General features: G+C 30.5%; 20 protein-coding genes. 10 read left to right on the top strand and 10 right to left on the bottom strand.

The genetic code is table 11. The annotated features are described in order from the left end of the window. Positions 1–42: 42 nt before the first annotated feature. On the bottom strand, positions 43–399 hold the full coding sequence (locus J9309_RS06540) for a MerR family transcriptional regulator (protein WP_230477784.1): 357 nt from the start codon (positions 397–399) through the stop codon (positions 43–45). A gap of 109 nt (positions 400–508) precedes the next feature. Then, positions 509–1,459 (bottom strand): M23 family metallopeptidase, encoded by a 951-nt coding sequence (locus tag J9309_RS06535; RefSeq protein WP_230477783.1) that lies wholly within the window; start codon positions 1,457–1,459, stop codon positions 509–511. Between the two features lie 97 nt (positions 1,460–1,556). On the opposite strand from J9309_RS06535, the gene alaS reads away from it, so the two are divergent. From alaS to J9309_RS06515, 4 genes are all read left to right on the top strand, one after another. Then, on the top strand, positions 1,557–4,166 hold the full coding sequence (alaS, locus tag J9309_RS06530; RefSeq protein WP_230477782.1) for an alanine--tRNA ligase: 2,610 nt from the start codon (positions 1,557–1,559) through the stop codon (positions 4,164–4,166). 83 nt (positions 4,167–4,249) lie between these two features. After that, positions 4,250–5,149, top strand: coding sequence for a DMT family transporter (locus tag J9309_RS06525; protein ID WP_230477781.1), 900 nt, complete (start codon positions 4,250–4,252; stop codon positions 5,147–5,149). Positions 5,150–5,332: 183 nt separating this feature from the next. Then, complete coding sequence (locus J9309_RS06520; RefSeq protein WP_038330990.1) at positions 5,333–5,749, top strand: nucleoside-diphosphate kinase; 417 nt, start codon at positions 5,333–5,335, stop codon at positions 5,747–5,749. 102 nt (positions 5,750–5,851) lie between these two features. After that, entirely contained in the window at positions 5,852–6,313 is a 462-nt protein-coding gene (locus tag J9309_RS06515; protein WP_230477780.1) for a copper resistance protein NlpE, read from the top strand. A 49-nt stretch (positions 6,314–6,362) separates the two neighbouring features. Here J9309_RS06515 and J9309_RS06510 read toward each other — a convergent pair whose 3' ends face one another. The 6 genes from J9309_RS06510 to J9309_RS06485 form a co-directional block, all read right to left on the bottom strand. Continuing rightward, positions 6,363–7,103 (bottom strand): acyl-[acyl-carrier-protein] thioesterase, encoded by a 741-nt coding sequence (locus J9309_RS06510; protein WP_230477779.1) that lies wholly within the window; start codon positions 7,101–7,103, stop codon positions 6,363–6,365. 131 nt (positions 7,104–7,234) lie between these two features. Next, a complete protein-coding gene (gene ribH / locus J9309_RS06505; RefSeq protein WP_230477778.1) occupies positions 7,235–7,729 on the bottom strand; it encodes a 6,7-dimethyl-8-ribityllumazine synthase in 495 nt (164 codons plus the stop codon). A gap of 104 nt (positions 7,730–7,833) precedes the next feature. Next, positions 7,834–8,535, bottom strand: coding sequence for a tetratricopeptide repeat protein (locus J9309_RS06500; RefSeq protein WP_230477777.1), 702 nt, complete (start codon positions 8,533–8,535; stop codon positions 7,834–7,836). A 74-nt stretch (positions 8,536–8,609) separates the two neighbouring features. Continuing rightward, on the bottom strand, positions 8,610–9,182 hold the full coding sequence (locus J9309_RS06495) for a porin family protein (RefSeq protein WP_230477776.1): 573 nt from the start codon (positions 9,180–9,182) through the stop codon (positions 8,610–8,612). Between the two features lie 13 nt (positions 9,183–9,195). Beyond that, positions 9,196–9,963: an ABC transporter ATP-binding protein gene (locus J9309_RS06490; RefSeq protein WP_230477775.1), complete on the bottom strand. Its 768-nt coding sequence runs from the start codon at positions 9,961–9,963 to the stop codon at positions 9,196–9,198. Beyond that, entirely contained in the window at positions 9,963–10,709 is a 747-nt protein-coding gene (locus tag J9309_RS06485; RefSeq protein WP_230477774.1) for an MlaE family ABC transporter permease, read from the bottom strand. Before J9309_RS06485 ends, J9309_RS06490 begins: the two co-directional genes overlap by 1 nt. Positions 10,710–10,762: 53 nt before the next feature. Here J9309_RS06485 and J9309_RS06480 point away from each other — a divergent pair, with 53 nt between their 5' ends. Further along, positions 10,763–11,353 carry a SprT-like domain-containing protein gene (locus tag J9309_RS06480; RefSeq protein ID WP_230477773.1) on the top strand — a complete coding sequence of 197 codons (591 nt, stop codon included), beginning with the start codon at positions 10,763–10,765 and terminating at the stop codon, positions 11,351–11,353. A 5-nt stretch (positions 11,354–11,358) separates the two neighbouring features. Beyond that, positions 11,359–12,426 (top strand): mannose-1-phosphate guanylyltransferase, encoded by a 1,068-nt coding sequence (locus J9309_RS06475; RefSeq protein WP_230477772.1) that lies wholly within the window; start codon positions 11,359–11,361, stop codon positions 12,424–12,426. Positions 12,427–12,475: 49 nt separating this feature from the next. Here the strand turns inward: J9309_RS06475 and J9309_RS06470 are convergent, their stop codons facing one another. Then, positions 12,476–13,438, bottom strand: coding sequence for a coiled-coil domain-containing protein (locus J9309_RS06470; RefSeq protein WP_230477771.1), 963 nt, complete (start codon positions 13,436–13,438; stop codon positions 12,476–12,478). Between the two features lie 118 nt (positions 13,439–13,556). Beyond that, positions 13,557–13,967, bottom strand: coding sequence for a hypothetical protein (locus J9309_RS06465; RefSeq protein WP_230477770.1), 411 nt, complete (start codon positions 13,965–13,967; stop codon positions 13,557–13,559). A gap of 82 nt (positions 13,968–14,049) precedes the next feature. Between J9309_RS06465 and J9309_RS06460 the strand changes: the two genes are divergently transcribed. The 4 genes from J9309_RS06460 (at position 14,050) to J9309_RS06445 (ending at position 19,701) form a co-directional block, all read left to right on the top strand. Then, a complete protein-coding gene (locus J9309_RS06460) occupies positions 14,050–14,946 on the top strand; it encodes a glycerophosphodiester phosphodiesterase family protein (protein ID WP_230477769.1) in 897 nt (298 codons plus the stop codon). Next, positions 14,946–16,550 carry a bacillithiol biosynthesis cysteine-adding enzyme BshC gene (bshC, locus tag J9309_RS06455; protein ID WP_230477768.1) on the top strand — a complete coding sequence of 535 codons (1,605 nt, stop codon included), beginning with the start codon at positions 14,946–14,948 and terminating at the stop codon, positions 16,548–16,550. The genes J9309_RS06460 and bshC overlap by 1 nt, the downstream gene beginning before the upstream one ends. Before the next feature lie 39 nt (positions 16,551–16,589). Beyond that, positions 16,590–18,458, top strand: coding sequence for a LysM peptidoglycan-binding domain-containing protein (locus J9309_RS06450; RefSeq protein WP_230477767.1), 1,869 nt, complete (start codon positions 16,590–16,592; stop codon positions 18,456–18,458). 79 nt (positions 18,459–18,537) lie between these two features. Continuing rightward, complete coding sequence (locus J9309_RS06445; protein ID WP_230477766.1) at positions 18,538–19,701, top strand: dicarboxylate/amino acid:cation symporter; 1,164 nt, start codon at positions 18,538–18,540, stop codon at positions 19,699–19,701. The last annotated feature ends 59 nt before the right edge of the window (positions 19,702–19,760 follow it).

The following is a 19,760-nucleotide window of genomic DNA, read 5'->3' as shown; positions in this document are numbered from 1 at the left end:
AAAAGTTAAGAAGAAAAATTTTAGATATCAAAAAAGGACAAACTATTGTTGTTCGTCCTTTTCTGTTATTTCATCAAAACTCATTTTTAAATTTATGAGTTCTTGTTTGATATTTTCTAATCGAGTAACAACATCAATTTCTTCTAATTTTGATGGTTTCTTAGTTAAAGATTGTTTGGCGCCTTCTAAGGTGTGACCCTTTATTTTAACTAAATAATAAATCGTTTTAAAAGATTCGATGTCTTTTGGTGTGAATAATCGATTTCCTTTTTTATTCTTTTTAGGTTGAATTATTTCAAATTCTTTTTCCCAAAAACGAATTAAGGATGCATTTACGTTAAACGCTTTTGCAACCTCTCCTATAGAGTAATAAAGTTTGTCTGGTAATTCGATATTCATGTTAATCAAAAATAGCAAAAAATAATTTCAGACCAAACAATACCAAGTACTTATAATAAAAAAATGCAAATAACACTGTTATTCGCATTTCTAACTTATTTAAACTTCTTTAATCTAAAGAAAGTGTACTTTTTTTCGCATTTTGATATATCTTGATGAAATCATCTGGATCTACATCATCATAAAAATACATGATTGGATCTACTGGTTTTCCATCTTTATGAATTTCGTAATGTAAATGTGGACCTGTTGATAAACCTGTTGAACCTACATATCCTATTACATCTCCACGCTTAATTGATTTTCCATTTCTTGTTTTAATACGACTCATGTGAGCATATAAAGTCTCGAAACCATTTCCGTGTCGAATAACAACTACGTTACCGTAACCTGAATTAAATCCAGCCATTTTAACCGTACCGTCACCTGTTGCATAAATTGGAGTTCCTGTTGATGCAGCAAAATCTAATCCATTGTGCATTTTTTTTACTTTAAGAATCGGGTGAAAACGAGATCCATAACCAGAAGCAACTCTGTTTAAATATTTATCAGCAACTGGCTTAATCACTGGTAAAGAAGTTAAATGCTTATCTTTTCCGCCTGCTTTACGCAAAACCTCATCTAAAGATTTTTTTTCTTCTTCAATTTTAGAAAGTAAATTATCAATATCCTCTGCAGAATATTCGTTTATAATTTTATTAATTGAGTCAATATCTTCATCAACCTTTAAATCATAAATGGTACGATATATATTTCTGTCTTTTTCTTCTAATTCTGTCAATGCAACCTCAACTTCTTTAAACTTTTCGTTCAATTCGCTATTTTCTTTCTGCGCTTTTTGAAGTTCGGCAAGCAATTTGCTTTCATTATTTTTAAATTTATTCGCTGTAAGAGCAAATTCAGAATCATTAAAATTGTAACCAATCATTCCAGCACTTACAGTTGCAATACATAAAAAAGCAAAACCATAATAAAATGTTTTAGGGATATTTTTCAATCTTTTCAGTGACCAATCCTTTAAAACACTAGATGATTTATACTTATAGTTATTATTTTCCATTCTAACCAAACCTTTTTATATCTTTGTAAACGTTTGCAAAGTAAAGAATATTGTACAAGCAAACGTGTTAATCAAAATATAAAAATAATATAAATAAATGAAATCCAAAGATATAAGAAAAGAATTTCTTGGTTTTTTTGAAAAAAACGGGCATTTAATCGTTGATTCTGCTCCGATTGTACTTAAAGATGACCCAACTTTAATGTTCAATAATTCAGGAATGGCCCAATTTAAAGAATTCTTTTTAGGTAATGGAATTCCTAAGAATAATCGTATTGCCGATACTCAAAAATGTCTTCGTGTTTCTGGTAAGCATAACGATTTAGATGATGTAGGAAAAGACACTTACCACCACACGATGTTTGAGATGTTAGGGAACTGGTCATTCGGAGATTACTTTAAAGAAGAAGCAATCGCCTGGGCTTGGGAACTTTTAACAGGAGTGTATGGGATTTCTAAAGATCAGATCTATGTTACGGTTTTCGAAGGAGACAAAGAAGACGGTACTGAATTAGATACAGAAGCTTTAGAACTTTGGAAAAAACATATTGCAGAGGATCGTATCTTATACGGAAATAAGAAAGATAATTTCTGGGAGATGGGTGATATCGGACCATGTGGACCATGTTCTGAAATTCACGTTGATATTCGTCCAGAAGCTGATCGTTTAGCTGTTGATGGTAAAACATTAGTAAATATGGATCACCCACAAGTGATCGAAATTTGGAATTTAGTATTTATGCAATTCCAACGTAAAGCTGATGGTTCATTAGAACAATTACCTGCAAAACACATCGATACCGGAATGGGATTTGAGCGTTTAGCAATGGTTTTACAAGGAAAATCATCTAACTACGATACAGATGTTTTCCAACCAACAATCAAAAAATTAGAAGAAATTTCTGGAGTAACTTACGGAGCTGCAGAAAAAACAGATATTGCAATTCGTGTTGTAGTTGACCACTTACGTGCTGTAGCTTTTGCTATTGCTGACGGACAGTTACCTTCTAACACAGGTGCAGGATATGTAATTCGTCGTATTTTACGTCGTGCTATTTCTTATGGTTACCGTTTCTTAGGATTAAACGAGCCATTCATTTTCCAATTATACCCAATCTTAAAAGCTGAAATGGGAGATTTCTTCCCAGAATTAGTGAAACAAGAAACAATTGTTACAGGTGTAATTCGCGAAGAAGAAGCTTCATTCTTAAGAACAATAGAGCAAGGATTAAATCGTTTAAACCAAATCATCGAGCAATTAGGAGATTCTAAAGTTGTTCCTGGTGATGTAGTTTTCGAATTATATGATACTTACGGTTTCCCAGCCGATTTATCTCGTATCGTTGCAGAAGACCACGGATTCACAATTGATGAAGCTGGATTCGAATCTGAAATGGCAAAGCAAAAAGAACGATCTAAAAAAGCAACAGCTTTAGTGACTGATGACTGGGTTGTTTTAGACGGATCTGGAAATGAAACATCTATTGCTTACGATAACACAGAAGCTGAAGTAAAAGTGACGCGTTACCGTAAAGTAAAAAATAAAAAAGGAGAATTCTATCAATTAGTTTTCAACCAAACACCTTTCTACGCTGAGTCGGGAGGACAAATTGGTGACCAAGGTGTGATTGTTTCTCCAAACGAAACAATTGAAGTAGTTGACACTAAAAAAGAGAATAACTTAATTATTCACTTCGTTGAAACTTTACCAGAAAACATTGAAGGAACTTTCCAAGCCAAAGTAAATGTTACAAAACGTAATGCAACTACTAAAAATCACACAGCTACGCATTTAATGCACGAAGCTTTACGTGAAGTTTTAGGAACGCATGTGGAACAAAAAGGTTCTTACGTTGGTGATGATTACTTACGTTTCGACTTCTCTCACTTTGCAAAAATGACGGAAGAAGAAATCGCAATCGTTGAGCAAAAAGTAAACGAAAAAATCGTTGAAGCTTTACCATTAATCGAGAAAAGAGAAGCTTCTATGGACGAAGCTTTAGCTGAAGGTGCAATGGCTTTATTCGGTGAGAAATATGGAGATAAAGTTCGTGTGATTCGTTTTGGTTCTTCAGTTGAATTATGTGGTGGTACACATGTAAACAATACGGCTGATATTCGTTTATTCAAAATTTTATCTGAATCTTCTACTGCTGCTGGAATTCGTCGTATCGAAGCAATTACTGCTGATACTGCAATCAACGCTTTAAAAGATGCAGAACAAAACTACAACGACGTTTTAGTTGCCTTAAAAACGAAAAACGATGCAGTTAAAGCAGTTCAATCTTTATTAGATGAAAACGCAGCATTAAAGAAACAAGTAGAAAAATTCGTTGCGCAACAAGCTGCTGCTGAAAAAGCAACTTGGAAAGCAGCCGTAAAAGAAATTAACGGAATTAATTTCTTAGCGATTAAAACGAATTTAGATACCAATGCAGCAAAACAAAATGCTATTGATTTAACAAACGAAATTGAAAATGCATTCATCGTTGTTGGTACAAATGATGCAGTAAAACCATCGATCACTATTTCTATTGCTAAAAACTTAGTTGCAGATAAAGGATTACACGCTGGTAACATCGTAAAAGAAATTGCGAAGCACATCAACGGTGGAGGAGGTGGACAACCTTTCTTAGCTACTGCAGGTGGTAAAGAAGTTGCTGGATTAGATGCAGCTTTAGTACAAGCGGAAGATTTTGTAAAGTAAATTATACTTCATTATATTAAAAAAAGCGACTCGTTACCGAGTCGCTTTTTTATGTTACATTTATAGCATTAAAACAATATATTTTGAAAGACATTAAACTGCTTCTTGCTATACTAGTAGTTGCAATAGTCTGGGGAACTACATTTTTGGGAATCAGAATTGCAGTTGAAACAATACCTGGTTGGTTTGTAGCTGGTATTAGACAATCCATTGCAGCATTAATCATGTTATCTATATTACTGTACAAAAAAGAATTAAAGTGGTTTGGATGGAAAAATCTTTCTTACCAAATCATTTTTTCTACTTTAATGTTAATTGGTGCAAATGGATTAACTACCGTTGCAGAAGAGTCAATCTCAAGCAGTTTGGCTTCTTTAATTTCGGCCACAACACCTATTTTAGTATTTATCGGAAGTTTGCTTATCGGGCTAGAAAAATTTAATATTAAAGGTTTACTTGGAGTATTAATGTGTTTTAGTGGAATATTATTTATTTTCTGGGACGGGTTACATGAATTTTCAAACCCAGCATTTAGTAATGGTATTATTCTACTTTTTTGTGCTATTACAGGTTGGGCGTTAGGAACTTTGTTTACAAAAAAATTAAATCTTAAAACAAGTAATATTTCCTTAAACCTATTTTATCAATTTCTATTTGCCGGAATTGTTCAAATTGGATTAGCATTTATTTTTAGTGAAAATCATAATTTTTCGAACTGGAGTTTGAGAAGCATTTCTTCTATGATTTATTTAGCAATTTTCGGATCTGTTATTGCATTTTATTCATTCCATTATGCACTAACAAAAATTTCACCGATACAAATTTCTATACTTTCTTACATCAATACAATTATTGCAATTCTTTTGGGTTGGTTAATTTTAGATGAAGAAATTTCATTGAAATTTATAATTGCAGCGTTTTTAATAATTATTGGCGTTTTTATAACCAATTATAAACCTGAAATGTTCAAGAAAAGTAAATAAAGCTTTTAGATTTAAATAATATATTTTTTTATTTCTATTTGAACGAGTTTAAATATTGACTTGTTTAGATAATTTAATAGTATTTTATTTGAATTAGAAATTTTTAAATCTTTATAGATTGATTCATATGATTTTTTGTAATTTTGCACTCTCATAATAAGTATAAAATAATACATCAATAAAATGGCAAACATTACATTCACAATGATCAAGCCTGATGCTGTTGCAAAAGGACACATCGGAGATATCTTAAAAGATATTACAGACGCAGGTTTCAAAATTAAAGCTGCTAAAATGACTCAATTAGCGAAACAAGATGCTGAAGCATTTTACGCTATCCACGCTGAGCGTCCTTTCTTCAAGGATTTAGTTGAGTTCATGACTTCTGGACCAATCGTTGCTGCAGTTTTAGAAAAAGATAACGCTGTTGCTGATTTCCGTACTTTAATCGGTGCTACTAACCCAGCTGAGGCTGCTGAAGGTACTATCCGTGCTAAATACGCTGAATCTATCGATGCTAACGCTGTTCACGGTTCTGATTCTGACGAAAACGCTGCAATCGAAGCTGCATTCCACTTCGCTGCAAAAGAAATTTTCTAATTAAAAGAAATTAATTTCTATATATTAAATCCTTTCAACTAAGCTGAAAGGATTTTTTTATACTCTGTATTTTTGTACCTTTAGTTGATAAAATATAGAATCATGAAAAAAATATCTATTTCCTTTTTACTTACCGGAGCATTTATTTTTATTGCTTGTGGAAACGATAAAGAATCTGTACAATCTACAACAATAAACGATTCTATTATTGTTGATACAATTGCGGATCATCATAACGCTAAAAATTCTTTGGACTACGAAGGAACATATGAAGGAATTTTACCATGTATAAATTCTGATTGTAAAGAAATAGAATTGTCTTTGAAATTAATGCCAGATAATATGTTTGTTTATAGCACAAAACGTGTAGGAATTGATAATGAAGAATTGATGACTACAGGAACATATCATTTCGAAGAAGATGGAAATACAATTGTCTTGGAACAAATAGCTAATGTTCCTAATTCATTTTTTGTATCTGAAGGAAAAATTTATCAATTAGATAAAAATCAAAAGAAAATTGAAGGCACTGATGCCGAAAAATATATTTTATTAAAGAAATAATAATGCTCTAAAAAAAGCCTTCTGAGAACATCAGAAGGCTTTTTAATTTTTATTTCAATTCCAGTTCGCATGCAAAGCAAACTTTATCTTCATTTAAAACTTTAAAAAGTATTTTTTTATCTAAAACAGCTTTTTCTACCATTACTTTATCACCCAAACTAACTTCTTTAATGAAGTTTAAATTAAGAGCTTTAATTTGGTTTGATAAAACAATTTCCGGATCAATATAATTTAAACACCATTCTAAATATCTCGTATTATTTACATGATAAAGAATATCAATATCAGAAAACTGTACAACATATTCGTGCTTTTCTGTAGATACTGGCGATAAATCTATTAATTGATGCGACAATTCTGTTGCGTGTAAATCTTTAAAACGTTCAATATGGGAAGTATCTATTTTTAATAAATCAGGACGACGAGTTTCTGTATTAAAAATTGCCCACAAAGTAGAAACTCCAACCAATTTTTTACCTTCTCTTTCGATTGTAAAATTTCGTATTGATTTTGCTCCTTTTAATTCTTCAACCCAAGTGTTTACCTCAATTTTATTTAACCAACTTGGTAATTCATCAATTTCTATGCGCATACGACTTAGCACCCAAGAATGATTATATTCTTGTAAATCTTTAAATCCTACACCACCTAAATTAGCATGTTCTGAAGCCGTAATTTGAAATAGATTAGCCATCTCATTCAGCTTTAAAAAAGTATTAGGATAACACATAGGGAAATAAACATCCCACTCTTTATAATGCTTTGATTTGAAATTTGGTGAAATTGGCATAAGTAAATTTTTACAATTGATTGACAAATGTAAAAAGGCCAAATGAAATAAATAGCATAATAAGTTTTAAATATTTGTCAAAAAAAATCGGATAGATTCTTCTACCCGATTTAATATTATATCATTTAATATTATGCTAGTTTTGATTTGAAATCAGCCATCATTACAGCAGCAACTCCAGCTTCAATTCCTTTGTTTCCGTGTTTACCACCAGAACGATCGATTGATTGTTGCTCATTTTCATCAGTTAATACACAGAAAATAATCGGCATTTCATGTTGAATGTTTAAATCTTTAATTCCTTGTGTAACGCCTTCGCAAACATAATCAAAATGAGCTGTTTCTCCTCTAATTACACAACCAATAACAATAATACCATCTAAATCAGGTTTTGCTTTTGCCACTTTATCAGCACCGTAAATCAATTCGAAACTTCCTGGAACTTGGTATAATTCAACATCATTAGGATTTGCACCTAAATCAATTAAAGTTTCCTTTGCTCCATCACGCATATTAAAAGTGATATGATTGTTCCATTCTGATGTGATAATCGCGAATTTCTTTCCTGCTACGCTTGGTAATTCGGCTTTGTTGTATTGAGATAAATTTTTATTTTCTGTTGCCATTTTTTGCTTTTTGCTTGTCGTAAAATTACGAAATCCTAAAGGAAATAAAAAAATCGAACCCCGAAGGATTCGATTCTATTTTATAAATAAAGTTTTAGAAACGATTAGTTTCCTACAACATATTTTAATCTTTCTGCAAATTTCTCTGCATTTCCATTATTTGCACCTGGATATTTATCCGCAATTGTTTGGAAATATTTTAAAGCTTCTTCGTTTTTCCCAACACTCATTGCAATTTCTCCTGCTTTTGTGTAGTACATAATTTGCAAAGCTTCTACTTCAACTGCTTCAGCTGCTTTTACGAAATATGGTAAAGCCTCTTCAACTTTGTTTGATTGAGTTAAAGCATTTCCGATCATTCCGTATTTTTGAGCCATCATTACTTCATCATCTGTATCAAATTCTTCTAATAATTTGACAGCAGTAGCATGATCACCTAATTTATAGTAAGAACTTGCTGCTTTAAAGCGCGCCAAGTTTCCTGCTTCTGTATTACCAAATTCGTCAACAACTTGTTGTAATCCTTGGTATGCTCCAGCACTTCCTTTTAAAGCTTGTGCTACAGAATCTTGGTCAAATAAACGTTCAGCCTGAACCATATTATTTAAAGCTTCTTCACTCTTAGGCTCTACAATAAATTTTGTATAAGCGAAATATCCTAAAGCCGCAACAACTAATGCTACTAAAATACCAACGATAATTTTAGCGTTATCTTCAACAAAAGTTTCTACGTCGAAAGCTGTTTTATCTAATTTTTCTACAAATTGCTCAGTTGCAAATTCTTCTTTCTTATTATTTTTTGCCATTTTGTTTTATTACGAGGTTGCAAAAATACATTTTGACACAAATATATCCAATTAATTTATTCTGAAACTATTTGTTAGAATAAATATGTTACAGATAAATTAATATTTTGTGGTGTATTTTCTGTTTGATATTTAGTTGAACCTTGTACAAACTCAGAAGTTAATTTTCCAAAACCTTTTTGGTATCTTAAATCAAACATCAAATTTTTAATTTGTACTCCTCCACCAATGTGAAAACCTAATCCAAATTGATCTTGACTTGCGTTAACGAAATTACCTACATCTAATTTATCTTCGAAATAGTACGAAAAAGTTGGTCCAATTTGAGCATGCGCGATACCTAAAAATCTTTTACCAACTCCAACTGGAATATCCATACTTTTCTTTTTAACTTTTCCTTTGTTGTACTCATTAGATGTTTGCGTATAAAGCAATTCTGGTTGAACGTAAAAACCTGCAAAACGAGCTCTTAATACAGCACCAACTTGAAAACCTGTTGATCCTTCTGCCTTAGATACGCCATCCATACCTTCCCAAAATCCATCATTTGCATTGAAAACAACACCTGCTTTTGCTCCAAAGTCTATCCCTTGTGCTGAAACGAATGATGAAACTACAACTAAAGCTGTAAATAATATTTTTTTCATGTGTGTGATATTTTTATTTCTCTTTAAGTAATGCTTCTCTTAATTTTTTGAATAAGTTAGATGAGTAGACAAAATCAATTACAGCAGGATTATCTGCAACTAAAATCTCGTCTTTATTTCCTTCCCATTCTAAATATCCATTCTTTAGGAAAACAATATGATCTCCGATTTCCATAACCGAGTTCATATCGTGTGTATTAATAATAGTTGTTGTGTTTAATTCTTTCGTAATATCGTAGATTAACTGATCGATAACCAAAGCTGTTTTAGGATCTAAACCTGAATTGGGTTCATCAGCAAATAAATATTTTGGATTATTAACAATAGCACGAGCAATTGCTACACGTTTTTGCATACCACCAGAAATTTCAGACGGAAACTTTTTAAGTGCAGTTCGAGCAATTTCAACACGATCCAAAACTTCACGTGCACGTTTGTCAATTTCTGAAACTGACATATCGGAAAACATTTCCAAAGGAAATTTCACATTCTCCAAAATATTCATTGTATCATACAAAGCACTACCTTGGAAAACAACTCCAATTTCGCTACGTAAACGTTGTTTTTCTTTATAATCATACTCAACCATATTTTCACCTTCATAAAGGATTTGTCCCGATGTTGGTGTTAATAATCCGATTAAGTTTTTTAAGAAAACGGTCTTACCAGAACCTGATTGCCCGATTATTAAGTTTACATTTCCTTTTTCGAATGTTAAAGAAAATCCTTTTAAAACTTCAATCGCATCAAATGACTTACGTATTTCTTTTACCTCGATCATTAGCTTAAAATTGTTTGTGTTAATATTAAGTTGATCACGATAATTGTTACAGAAGTCCAAACAACTGCAGTTGTTGATGAACGACCAACTTCTAGCGAACCACCTTTTACATTATAACCATAATAGGCAGGAATTGTAGCAATAACAAAACCAAAAACCATTGTTTTTATAAATGTATAAACATAAAGTTTGGTTGCCATTTGCATTTGAAGACCTGTTATAAAATCAGCCTCAGACCACATTTTAGTACTTATCCCAATCAAATGACCTCCTAATAAACCAAATCCAATACTAATCATTACCAGAATTGGATTAAAAAATACACAGGCAATAACTTTTGGTAAAATAAGTAAGTTAGGCGAATTAATTCCCATTACATCCAGGGCATCAATTTGTTCTGTCACACGCATTGTTCCAATACTTGAAGCAATGTATGATCCTACTTTTCCTACTAAAATTAAAGACATAATTGTAGGTGCAAATTCTAGTACCAATACAACTTTTGTTGCATAACCAATGTATGAGTCTGGCACAGGAATATCAGCTCCTTGGAAATTTTGAGCCATCTGTAAAGCAACTACTGCTCCCATGAAGGTAGAAATAAAGGTCATGATCCCGATAGAGTTCATCCCTAAATCCCAAATTTCACGAACAGTTAATTTCCAAAAAACTTTTATTTTTTGGGGCTTACTAAACACTTTAGATAAAAGTAGGAAGTAAGCTCCTATTTGTTCAAATATTTTCATTACGACAAAATTAAGATTTTTATTGAAATAGCTTTTTATTTATCTTGCACAATGTGAATTTAGAACAATTACAACCCTATCTTCCTAAAAATGCTTTAGTTTTTATTGAAAATTGGATCAAACCATATCCTTTAACATTAAAAATAACAAGAAGTAGACAAACAAAATTAGGAGATTATAGAAAATTACAACCTCAGCAAAGGCATCAAATTACTATAAATGGTGATTTGAACCCTGATGCATTCTTTTTTGTTTTCACTCACGAAATTGCTCACATGATGGTTTATGCCCAATATAAGCATGGCCAAGTTGCACCACACGGAAGAGAATGGAAAACCATATTTGGTAATCTTTTAGTTGAATCAATTGAAATTTACCCTGAACAATTACGTATTTATATTTTAAAACATGCACGTTCGCCTAAAGCTTCAGTCGGAGCCGATTCAAATATTGCTAAATTTTTAATTAATGATTCTGAAGAACATCAAGACTATTTAGAAGATTTAGAAATAGGTACACATTTTAAATTAGGTCAAAAAATTTTCAGGAAAGGTGAAAAAAGAAAATTAAGGTATATTTGTTGTGATATCAAGACTAACAAAAATTATTTAATAAACGCTACTGCCTTAGTAGAAAAAATGTAACCATTATGCAATCAAATCATTATGCAGTAATCTTAGCCAGCGGAACTGGTGTAAGATTATGGCCAATGAGCACTGTAAAAAAACCTAAACAGTTTTTAGATTTGTTAGGAATTGGTAAAACAATGATCCAACTTACTTTCAATCGTTTAAAAAAAGTTGTACCTGAAGAAAATATTTTTGTTATTACGACAGAAAATTACACTTCATTAGTCAAAGAACAAATCCCTAATATTTCTGATCAAAATATCATTTATGAACCTCGTGTCATGAATACTTCTGCTTGTAATTTATTAGCAGCTATGCATATTCATGAAATAAATTCTAATGCTAAAATAATTGTTGCTCCGTCTGATCATTTAATTTATGATGCGGATGATTTTGTTAAAAGCGTAGAACTTGCATTTGAATATGCGGATACAGATCATTTAATCACTTTAGGTGTAGAGCCTAATAGACCTGATGTTAATTTAAGTTACATACAAATTCTGGAAGAAGGATTACCTATAAAAAAAGTAAAAACATTTGTAGACAAACCAGATGAGGAATTTGCGAAATCTTTTATAGAAAGTGGTGACTTTTTATGGAATACTGGAATTTTAATTTGGTCAACAAAAGCTATTATTGAAGCATTCCAAACTTTCCGTCCAGGAATGGTTGAAACTTTAACCACTTATTTCAATCAACCAGAAAGAAGTGTGAAATTATTGAAAACTATTTACGGAACATTAGATATGATTTCTATTAATAAATCAATTTTAGAGAAGGCTAAAAATGTTTATGTAATTCCTACGAATATCGGTTGGAATGATATGGGAACTTGGAAATCAATTAGTGATCATACGCCAGTTGATGAATTTGAAAATACGATTCAAAATAAAAATTTCATCACCTATAATACTGAAAATACATTTATTTATTCAACTCAAGATAAAGCAATTGTTGTAGACGGTTTAAAAGATTTTGTAGTGATTGATTCTAAAAATGGATTAATAATTTGTCCAAAATCAAACGTTAAAGAAATAAGAAGCTATGTAAGCGATGTTCGACTGAACAAAGGCGAAAAATATTGTTAATAAAAAAGGGTTCTCGAAAACGAGAACCCTTTTTTATTTATACTTTAAATTATTTTAATGAAATTTTATTCTGTGCGATTTTAAAACCATTTTGATAAATATCGATTTTATATTCACCTTTTGGGAAATTATAATCTTTCCAATCAAAATTAATTTTATTTCCATTCTTTGGATCAAACTTAAAAACAACCCTATCAGAATAGTCTACCGTTTTACCTGAGCGTAAAGGAATATTTCCTGAATTTGCACCTTCAAAACGTCCTAATTCACCGTCTGGTTTATAAATAGCAATAAACAATTCTTTATTTTCTTGTACTGCGTTTTGGTTAGGATCCACTTCAAAAGTTACACGCAATTTGTTAATACGACTCGCTTTTTCAGTTTCAATTTCTTTACCAGAACTTTTAACTCGAAGACCAGTTAATGTGTAATTAGAAATTGCTAATGTTGAATTTACATTCGCACGTTGAGCTTCTTTTTCTTTAGTTACAGTTGATAAGTCTTCTTCGATGGCTTTATTTTTTTCAACAACTAATTCGTTTTGATTTGTAAGCTCTTCGTTTTTAGATTGTAAACGTTTATTTTGTTGTGTAAGAACTTCAATTTGTTTTCTATATTCACCAAGTTCAGTTTTTAGTGAAGCTATTAAACGTTTTGCTTTACGAATATCTTCTTTTGAAATTTCTTCGTTGTTTAAAATGTTCTGAATTTGCTTTTGTTTTTCAAAAATCTGACGATCTTTTTCCTGCATGTCTGCATCTTTATTTACAATAGCAACTTTTGCAGTATCATATTCTGCTCTTGCGATACGTAATTCTTGTTTCAAAACTTCTCGCGAACGTTCCAAATCATCAATCGTATCAGCGCCTGATCCTAATTCTCTATCATGTCTCTTTTTTTCATACAAAATGTATCCAATAGTACCTAATAGAGCAATAGAAAGCAAAAGAATTATTATATTTTTAGAGAAGGTAGGTTTGGTTTCTAAATTAGTATATTCTTTAGTCTTCATACATGCATATAAACTTCAATCAAAATCTGCAAAATAACAAGCAAAAATTAATCCATAAAAATAAAAACTGTTCATTTTTTAATAAAAATGAACAGTTTTTACTTTTATTTGTTAAAAATTACGGATTATTTTTATTCACTTCAGTTTTTACATCCTGTTTTACCTCTTCAATTTTTTCTTCTACGTTGTCAACAGTTTGTTCAATTTTATCCTTAGTGGTATTTAATTTTTCTTGTACAATGTCTCTTGTTTCATGCATTCTTTTTTCTGCAATTTCTTTTACATCATTATAATCTTCTTTCACTTTAGCTCTGATGTCTTTCGTTGCTTCGTTCGAAACTTCTTTAATATCATTTGCAGCTACTTTTAAATTATCAAATGTTTTCTTTGCAAATTCTTTAGTATCTTCTGCTATAACAGAACCAGTAGCAGATAATTTTTCTGATACTAATTCAAAACGATCTGCTTCTCTATCAGTAACTACTTCTGCTCTTCTTAAAATTTTCTTTATTAAACTTCTTAATCCCATTTTACTTTTTGCTTAAGTTGATAATTTCACTTTAAATTTACACTTTAATAAAGGTATAACTAAAAATAACATCTTCAAAAATATGTTTTTAAATAAGTTAAAATTTAAACATTTCTACACTTTATCTTTCATTTTATTGCTTTTTTGGAACTGTAATCCAAATAATGAAGCAAAAAATATAAAGCAAGTATCAAACCAAACTGAATTAAATTTTCGTTATAATCAAAAGCAAAAAAATTTAGTTAGTGCACATCGTGGAGGTAGCGGTATTGAAAATTATCCTGAAAATGCGATTGAAACAATGCAATTTCTATATGAAAAAGGAATTCAAATTTTCGAGATTGATGTAGCTAAAACGAAGGATAATCAACTAATATTGATGCACGACAATAGTTTACAGCGCACTTCTACAGGAAGACAAGATGTAAATCAAGTAACTTTAGCTCAAATTAAGGAATACTTTTTGGTTGATGATTTCAAGAACAAAACAACATTTAAAATTCCAACTTTTTCAGAAGCATTAAGCTGGGGAAAAGATAAACCTATCTATTTTATGGTTGATATTAAAAAAGATGTTGATTATAAAATGTTAATTGATGAAATTAGATCTAATTCTATGCAAAATCAAGTTGTTTTAGTTTCTTATTCAGTAGGACAAGCAAAAAAATTAAATCGTTTAGCTCCAGAAATGTTACTTTCAGTTTCTATGCGAAATGATCGTGAGTTTGAAGAAATGATGAACAGTGGAATACCAACTGATAAAATGATTGCTTTTACAGGTACTCGTCGTTCCCCGAAATCATTACACGATAAAATCCATGAACAAAATATTATGGTAATTTTCGGAACCTTAGGAAATATTGATAAAAGTGCTGAAGCAAGAGGAAATAACATATATCAAGAATTAGAATCGCAAGGAGTTGATATCTTTGCAACAGATAGAGCTATTGAGGTTTATCAAACTATAAATAAAAACTAATGGATACGAAAACTATAAGTTTAAAAGATTCGAATTATTTTTCTTCTTTGATGTTAAATTACATCGACGAAAAGGAAGATTTAAAACAATTTTATAATCGATTTCCATCTTTTGAAAACTATATTATACAAGCACAAGATAAACTAGAAACTTATCAACATCGTACAATATTAGTTCAACAATTAGATCAACAATTAAAAGATTTAAGTTTATCGAAAAAGCAAAAGAAAAACTTAGAACTTTTATCTCAAAATAATACAGTTACTATAACAACTGGTCATCAATTAAATCTTTTCACTGGACCAATTTTCTTTTTTTATAAAATTTTACAAGTCATTAAACAGTGTAAAGAATTAAATAAAAAGCAAGACAAAATTAATTTTGTACCTGTTTTTTGGATGGCAACTGAAGATCACGATTTTGAAGAAATTAATCATTTTCATTACAAAGATCGTATCATTCATTGGAACAAAGAACACGGTGGCCCTGTCGGACAATTATTAACAGAAGGGTTAGATGAAGTTTTTAATTCATACCTTAGTTTAATCCCAAACGGAAAGAAAAAAGAACAAATAAAACAAATAATTGAAGCTTCATATTTAACTTCTACAACATTAACAGAAGCAACAAGAAAATTAGTTCAAACTCTGTTTGGTGATTTAGGTTTAATCATGATTGATGGAGATGATAAAATTTTAAAGCAAACTATGATTCCTGTTTTTGAAAAAGAAATCATAGAAAATTTAGCTTTTCAGCACGTCATTCCACAAATTGAAAAATTAGCTAAATTAGATGTTCATGCACAAGTAAATCCGCGTGAAATTAATTTATTTTATATAGCTAATCCTTTATCAAGGGAAAGAATAGTTTTTGAAAATGGTAAATTTCATGTTTTAAACACTTCAATTTCTTTTACGAAAGCAGAAATTCTTGAAGAATTAAATACATACCCTGAAAAATTTAGTCCTAATGTAATTATTAGACCATTGTATCAAGAAACGATTTTACCAAATGTCGCTTACATTGGTGGTGGTGGCGAATTAGTTTATTGGTTAGAATTAAAAACAATGTTTGATGCTTATGAAGTTGATTTTCCATTGTTAGTTTTAAGAAATTCGATGTTAATTCGAACAAATAAACAAGTTGAAAAACAATTGGCTTTAAATTTGAAGGATGAAGATTTGTTTCGATCAGGACGCAACATCATAAAAGAAAACGTTGAACAAAATTCTAAATTAATTGAAGAACTTCCAGATTTAAAAAATCAATTAGAAGATTTATTCAAGAAATTAGAAAATTTATCGACTAAAACTGATGTTAGTTTTGCCAACATGGTTCAGGCTCAAAGAACAAAGCAAATTAAAGGCTTTGAAAAGCTTGAAAAAAGATTGGTAAAAGCTGAAATTAAGAAACAAGAAGAGTATCAAAATAGAATAGATCTATTATTAGAAGATTTAACACAAAACAATGGCTTACAAGAACGTGTGCGTCATTTTTCGGATTTCGATTATGTAGATATTAAACTTTTTATCGAATCGATCTATCAAAATATTAAACCATTTGAGTTTAACTTTATCATAAATACATTAGCCGAAGATATTTAAGTAAAGTTATTCTTATATTTATACCGTAAATTCATTTAAATGAAAAAAATAGTATCGTTATTGCTTTTTATTGGTTCAACAGTATTATTTGCTCAACAAAAAACACACAAAGTTGAACAAAAAGAAACTGTCTATGGAATCTCTAAAAAATATGGTGTAACCCAAGAAGAATTATATAAAGCTAATCCAACAATCGAGAAAAATGGATTACAGATTGGTGATTTAATCATTATTCCTGGCCCTGCATCATCTAAAAATAATGAACAAACTGCAACTCAGACTACAAATTACGAAGACGATCAATTCATCTATTTAACGATTCAGCCGAAAGAAAGTATCTATCAAATTACTCGTAAATATGATGTTACTGAAGCGACTTTAAAATCTTTAAATCCTAAACAACTTGAAAACGGATTAAAGGTTGGAGATGTAATTCGTATTCCTAAAAAAACAACTTCGATTCCAACAGTTACAACTCCATCTAAGCCAAAAGAAGTTGTAAATCCAGATAATGGATATGTTGTGGAAAAAGGAGAAACTTTATATAGTTTATCTAAAAAATTTAATGTTTCTGTAGACGATTTTTATGCTGAAAATCCTCAATTACAAACGGAAGGATTAAAAAATGGAATGGTTCTTAACATTCCAAAAAAATCTGGACGTGTAGTTATAGAAAATAACACGATTAATTATACAGTACAATCTGGCGATACAGCATACAACATCATCAAAAAGTACAACACTGATATTGATGAATTAATTGCCTTAAATCCAGAAGTTATCAATGGCTTAAAAACTGGTATGGTTCTTAAATTACCATTAGAAAACAATGCTAAAATTGTAAAATTTGCTGAAGCTGGAAAAGTAAAACGTGCCAACGATAACGAAATTAACATTGTTTTGATGTTACCTTTCAATGCGGATAATGCGGTGTCGTTAAAGAATAACCAAGCAATGCAATTTTTTACTGGAGCTAAAGTTGCGTTAAATCGTTTAACTAAAGCTGGTAAAAATATTAATGTTAAAGTAATTGATACCAAAGACGAAAATGATATCCAATCAATTTTAGCAGCGCAAGATTTATCTAAAACAGATGCGATTATCGGACCCATTAAATCAGGTGCCGTTATCGAAGTTGCAGATTTCTTAAAAGGTTCTGGTATCGGAATTGTTTCTCCGTACGCTACAAATGAAGAATTAAATAATTACGAGAATTTGTTAATTGCAAATCCTCGCGAAGAAGTTTTAGCTGATCAGATTATCGAAGAAGTTTCTAAGACTTTTGCTGGAGAACAAATCTATTTATTAACAGATTCAGATCATCAAGATTTATCAAATTACACAAAAAAATCACTTGAAAAATCTTTAAAAGCAAATGTTGTTATTGTAAACGATGCGTCTAAAATTGTACAACCAAACGATAAAGTTGGAGACGTAAATTATTTTACTCCTATTATTACAATTATGGTTGGTGATAACGATGCTTTAGGAAAACAATATTTGGATCGATTAAAAACATTTAACAAAGATTACATCAAAGCGTTTGGAATTAAATCGGTTGATGTATACGATATTTACGATACAAATAATGCGGCTAATATTGATGCTTTCCGCGAATTTGGGTTCGTTTATAGCACAAGTCACATCATGAATACTAGAAACGAAGAAACGAAAAGTATTCTGAAAGATTTTGCAGATGTATATTGTTATTTACCTAAACGTGCAGAGCAATTAGGTTTTGATACAGTTTTTGACATCGTAGATCGAATGAATTCTAAAGGAGATTTCTTAAATAATGTATCAGCAGAAAACACAAGATTAGCAACTAAATTTGCTTACAAACGCGTTGGTAATTCAAAAGCTTATGCAAATGATTCTGCGCGATTAATTAGATTACCAAAAAAATAATTTTCAAAATTTAAATAATCCAAGCGATATAGATTTTACTATATCGCTTTTTTTAATCAAAATATTTTTAAATTCGCTTATGAACAAACTCAAAAAAAACTTATTATTACAGGTTATTATTGCAATTATATTAGGAATTGTAATAGGTAATTTTATTCCAGAAAGTATTGGTAGAATCTTCCTTACTTTCAATGATTTATTTAGCGAATTATTAAACTTTTTAATTCCATTAATCATCGTAGGTCTTATTGTTCCGTCCATTGGAAAATTAGGACAAACAGCAGGAAAATTATTATTAACAACAGTGCTGATCGCTTACGGTTCTACAATTTTTTCTGGATTGTTAGGTTACACATCTGCAATGACAATTTTTCCTAGTTTATTAGAAAGCCAAACTGGACAAATAAGTTTAGGTGAAAATGCAAAAGAGTTAAAACCTTATTTTGAAATTGAATTTCCTCCGTTTTTTGACGTGATGCCTGCATTAGTATTTTCATTCCTTTTTGGAATTGGATTATCTAAACTTAAAAATTCAACTTTCGAGAAGTTCGCTGATGATTTTGAATCTATCATAACATTCTTAATTCAAACTGTTATCATTCCATTATTACCAATATTCATTTTCGGAATTTTCTTGAATATGACTTATTCTGGACAAGTAATGGTAATCTTAAATGTATTCTTAAAAATTATTGTCGTTATTTTCGTACTTCACGCAGTATTGCTTTTAATACAATTTATTGTAGCTGGTATTATTGCGAAAAAGAATCCAATCACTCTATTAAAAAATATGTTACCTGCTTATTTTACAGCTTTAGGAACACAATCTTCTGCCGCTACAATTCCTGTAACATTAGCACAAACTAAAAAAAATGGAGTTGATGATGATATTGCAAATTTTGCAATTCCTTTAAACGCAACAATTCATTTATCAGGATCTATGATAAAAATTGTAATGTGTTGTTTAGCTTTAATGTTAATCCAAGGAATGCCAATTGATTTTATGCAATTTTTAGGATTTATGTTGATGTTAGGTGTTGCTATGGTTGCTGCACCAGGTGTTCCTGGAGGCGCAATTATGGCTGCGATTGGAATTATTGCTTCAATGTTTGGATTCAGTCCAGAAAATCAAGCGTTAATGATTGCTTTATATATTGCAATGGATAGTTTTGGTACTGCAGGTAATGTTACTGGTGATGGTGCAATTGCTGTTGTCTTAAATCGATTTTTCGGAAAAAAATAAATATAATTTTATCCATATAAAAAAGGGTTCAGTATTTAAACTGGACCCTTTTTTCACAT

The sequence above is a fragment of the Faecalibacter bovis genome, assembly GCF_017948305.1.
Lineage (GTDB): Bacteria > Bacteroidota > Bacteroidia > Flavobacteriales > Weeksellaceae > Empedobacter > Empedobacter bovis.
The sequence above is the reverse complement of the archived record's forward strand: the minus strand, read 5'-3'. Positions and strand labels throughout refer to the sequence as shown.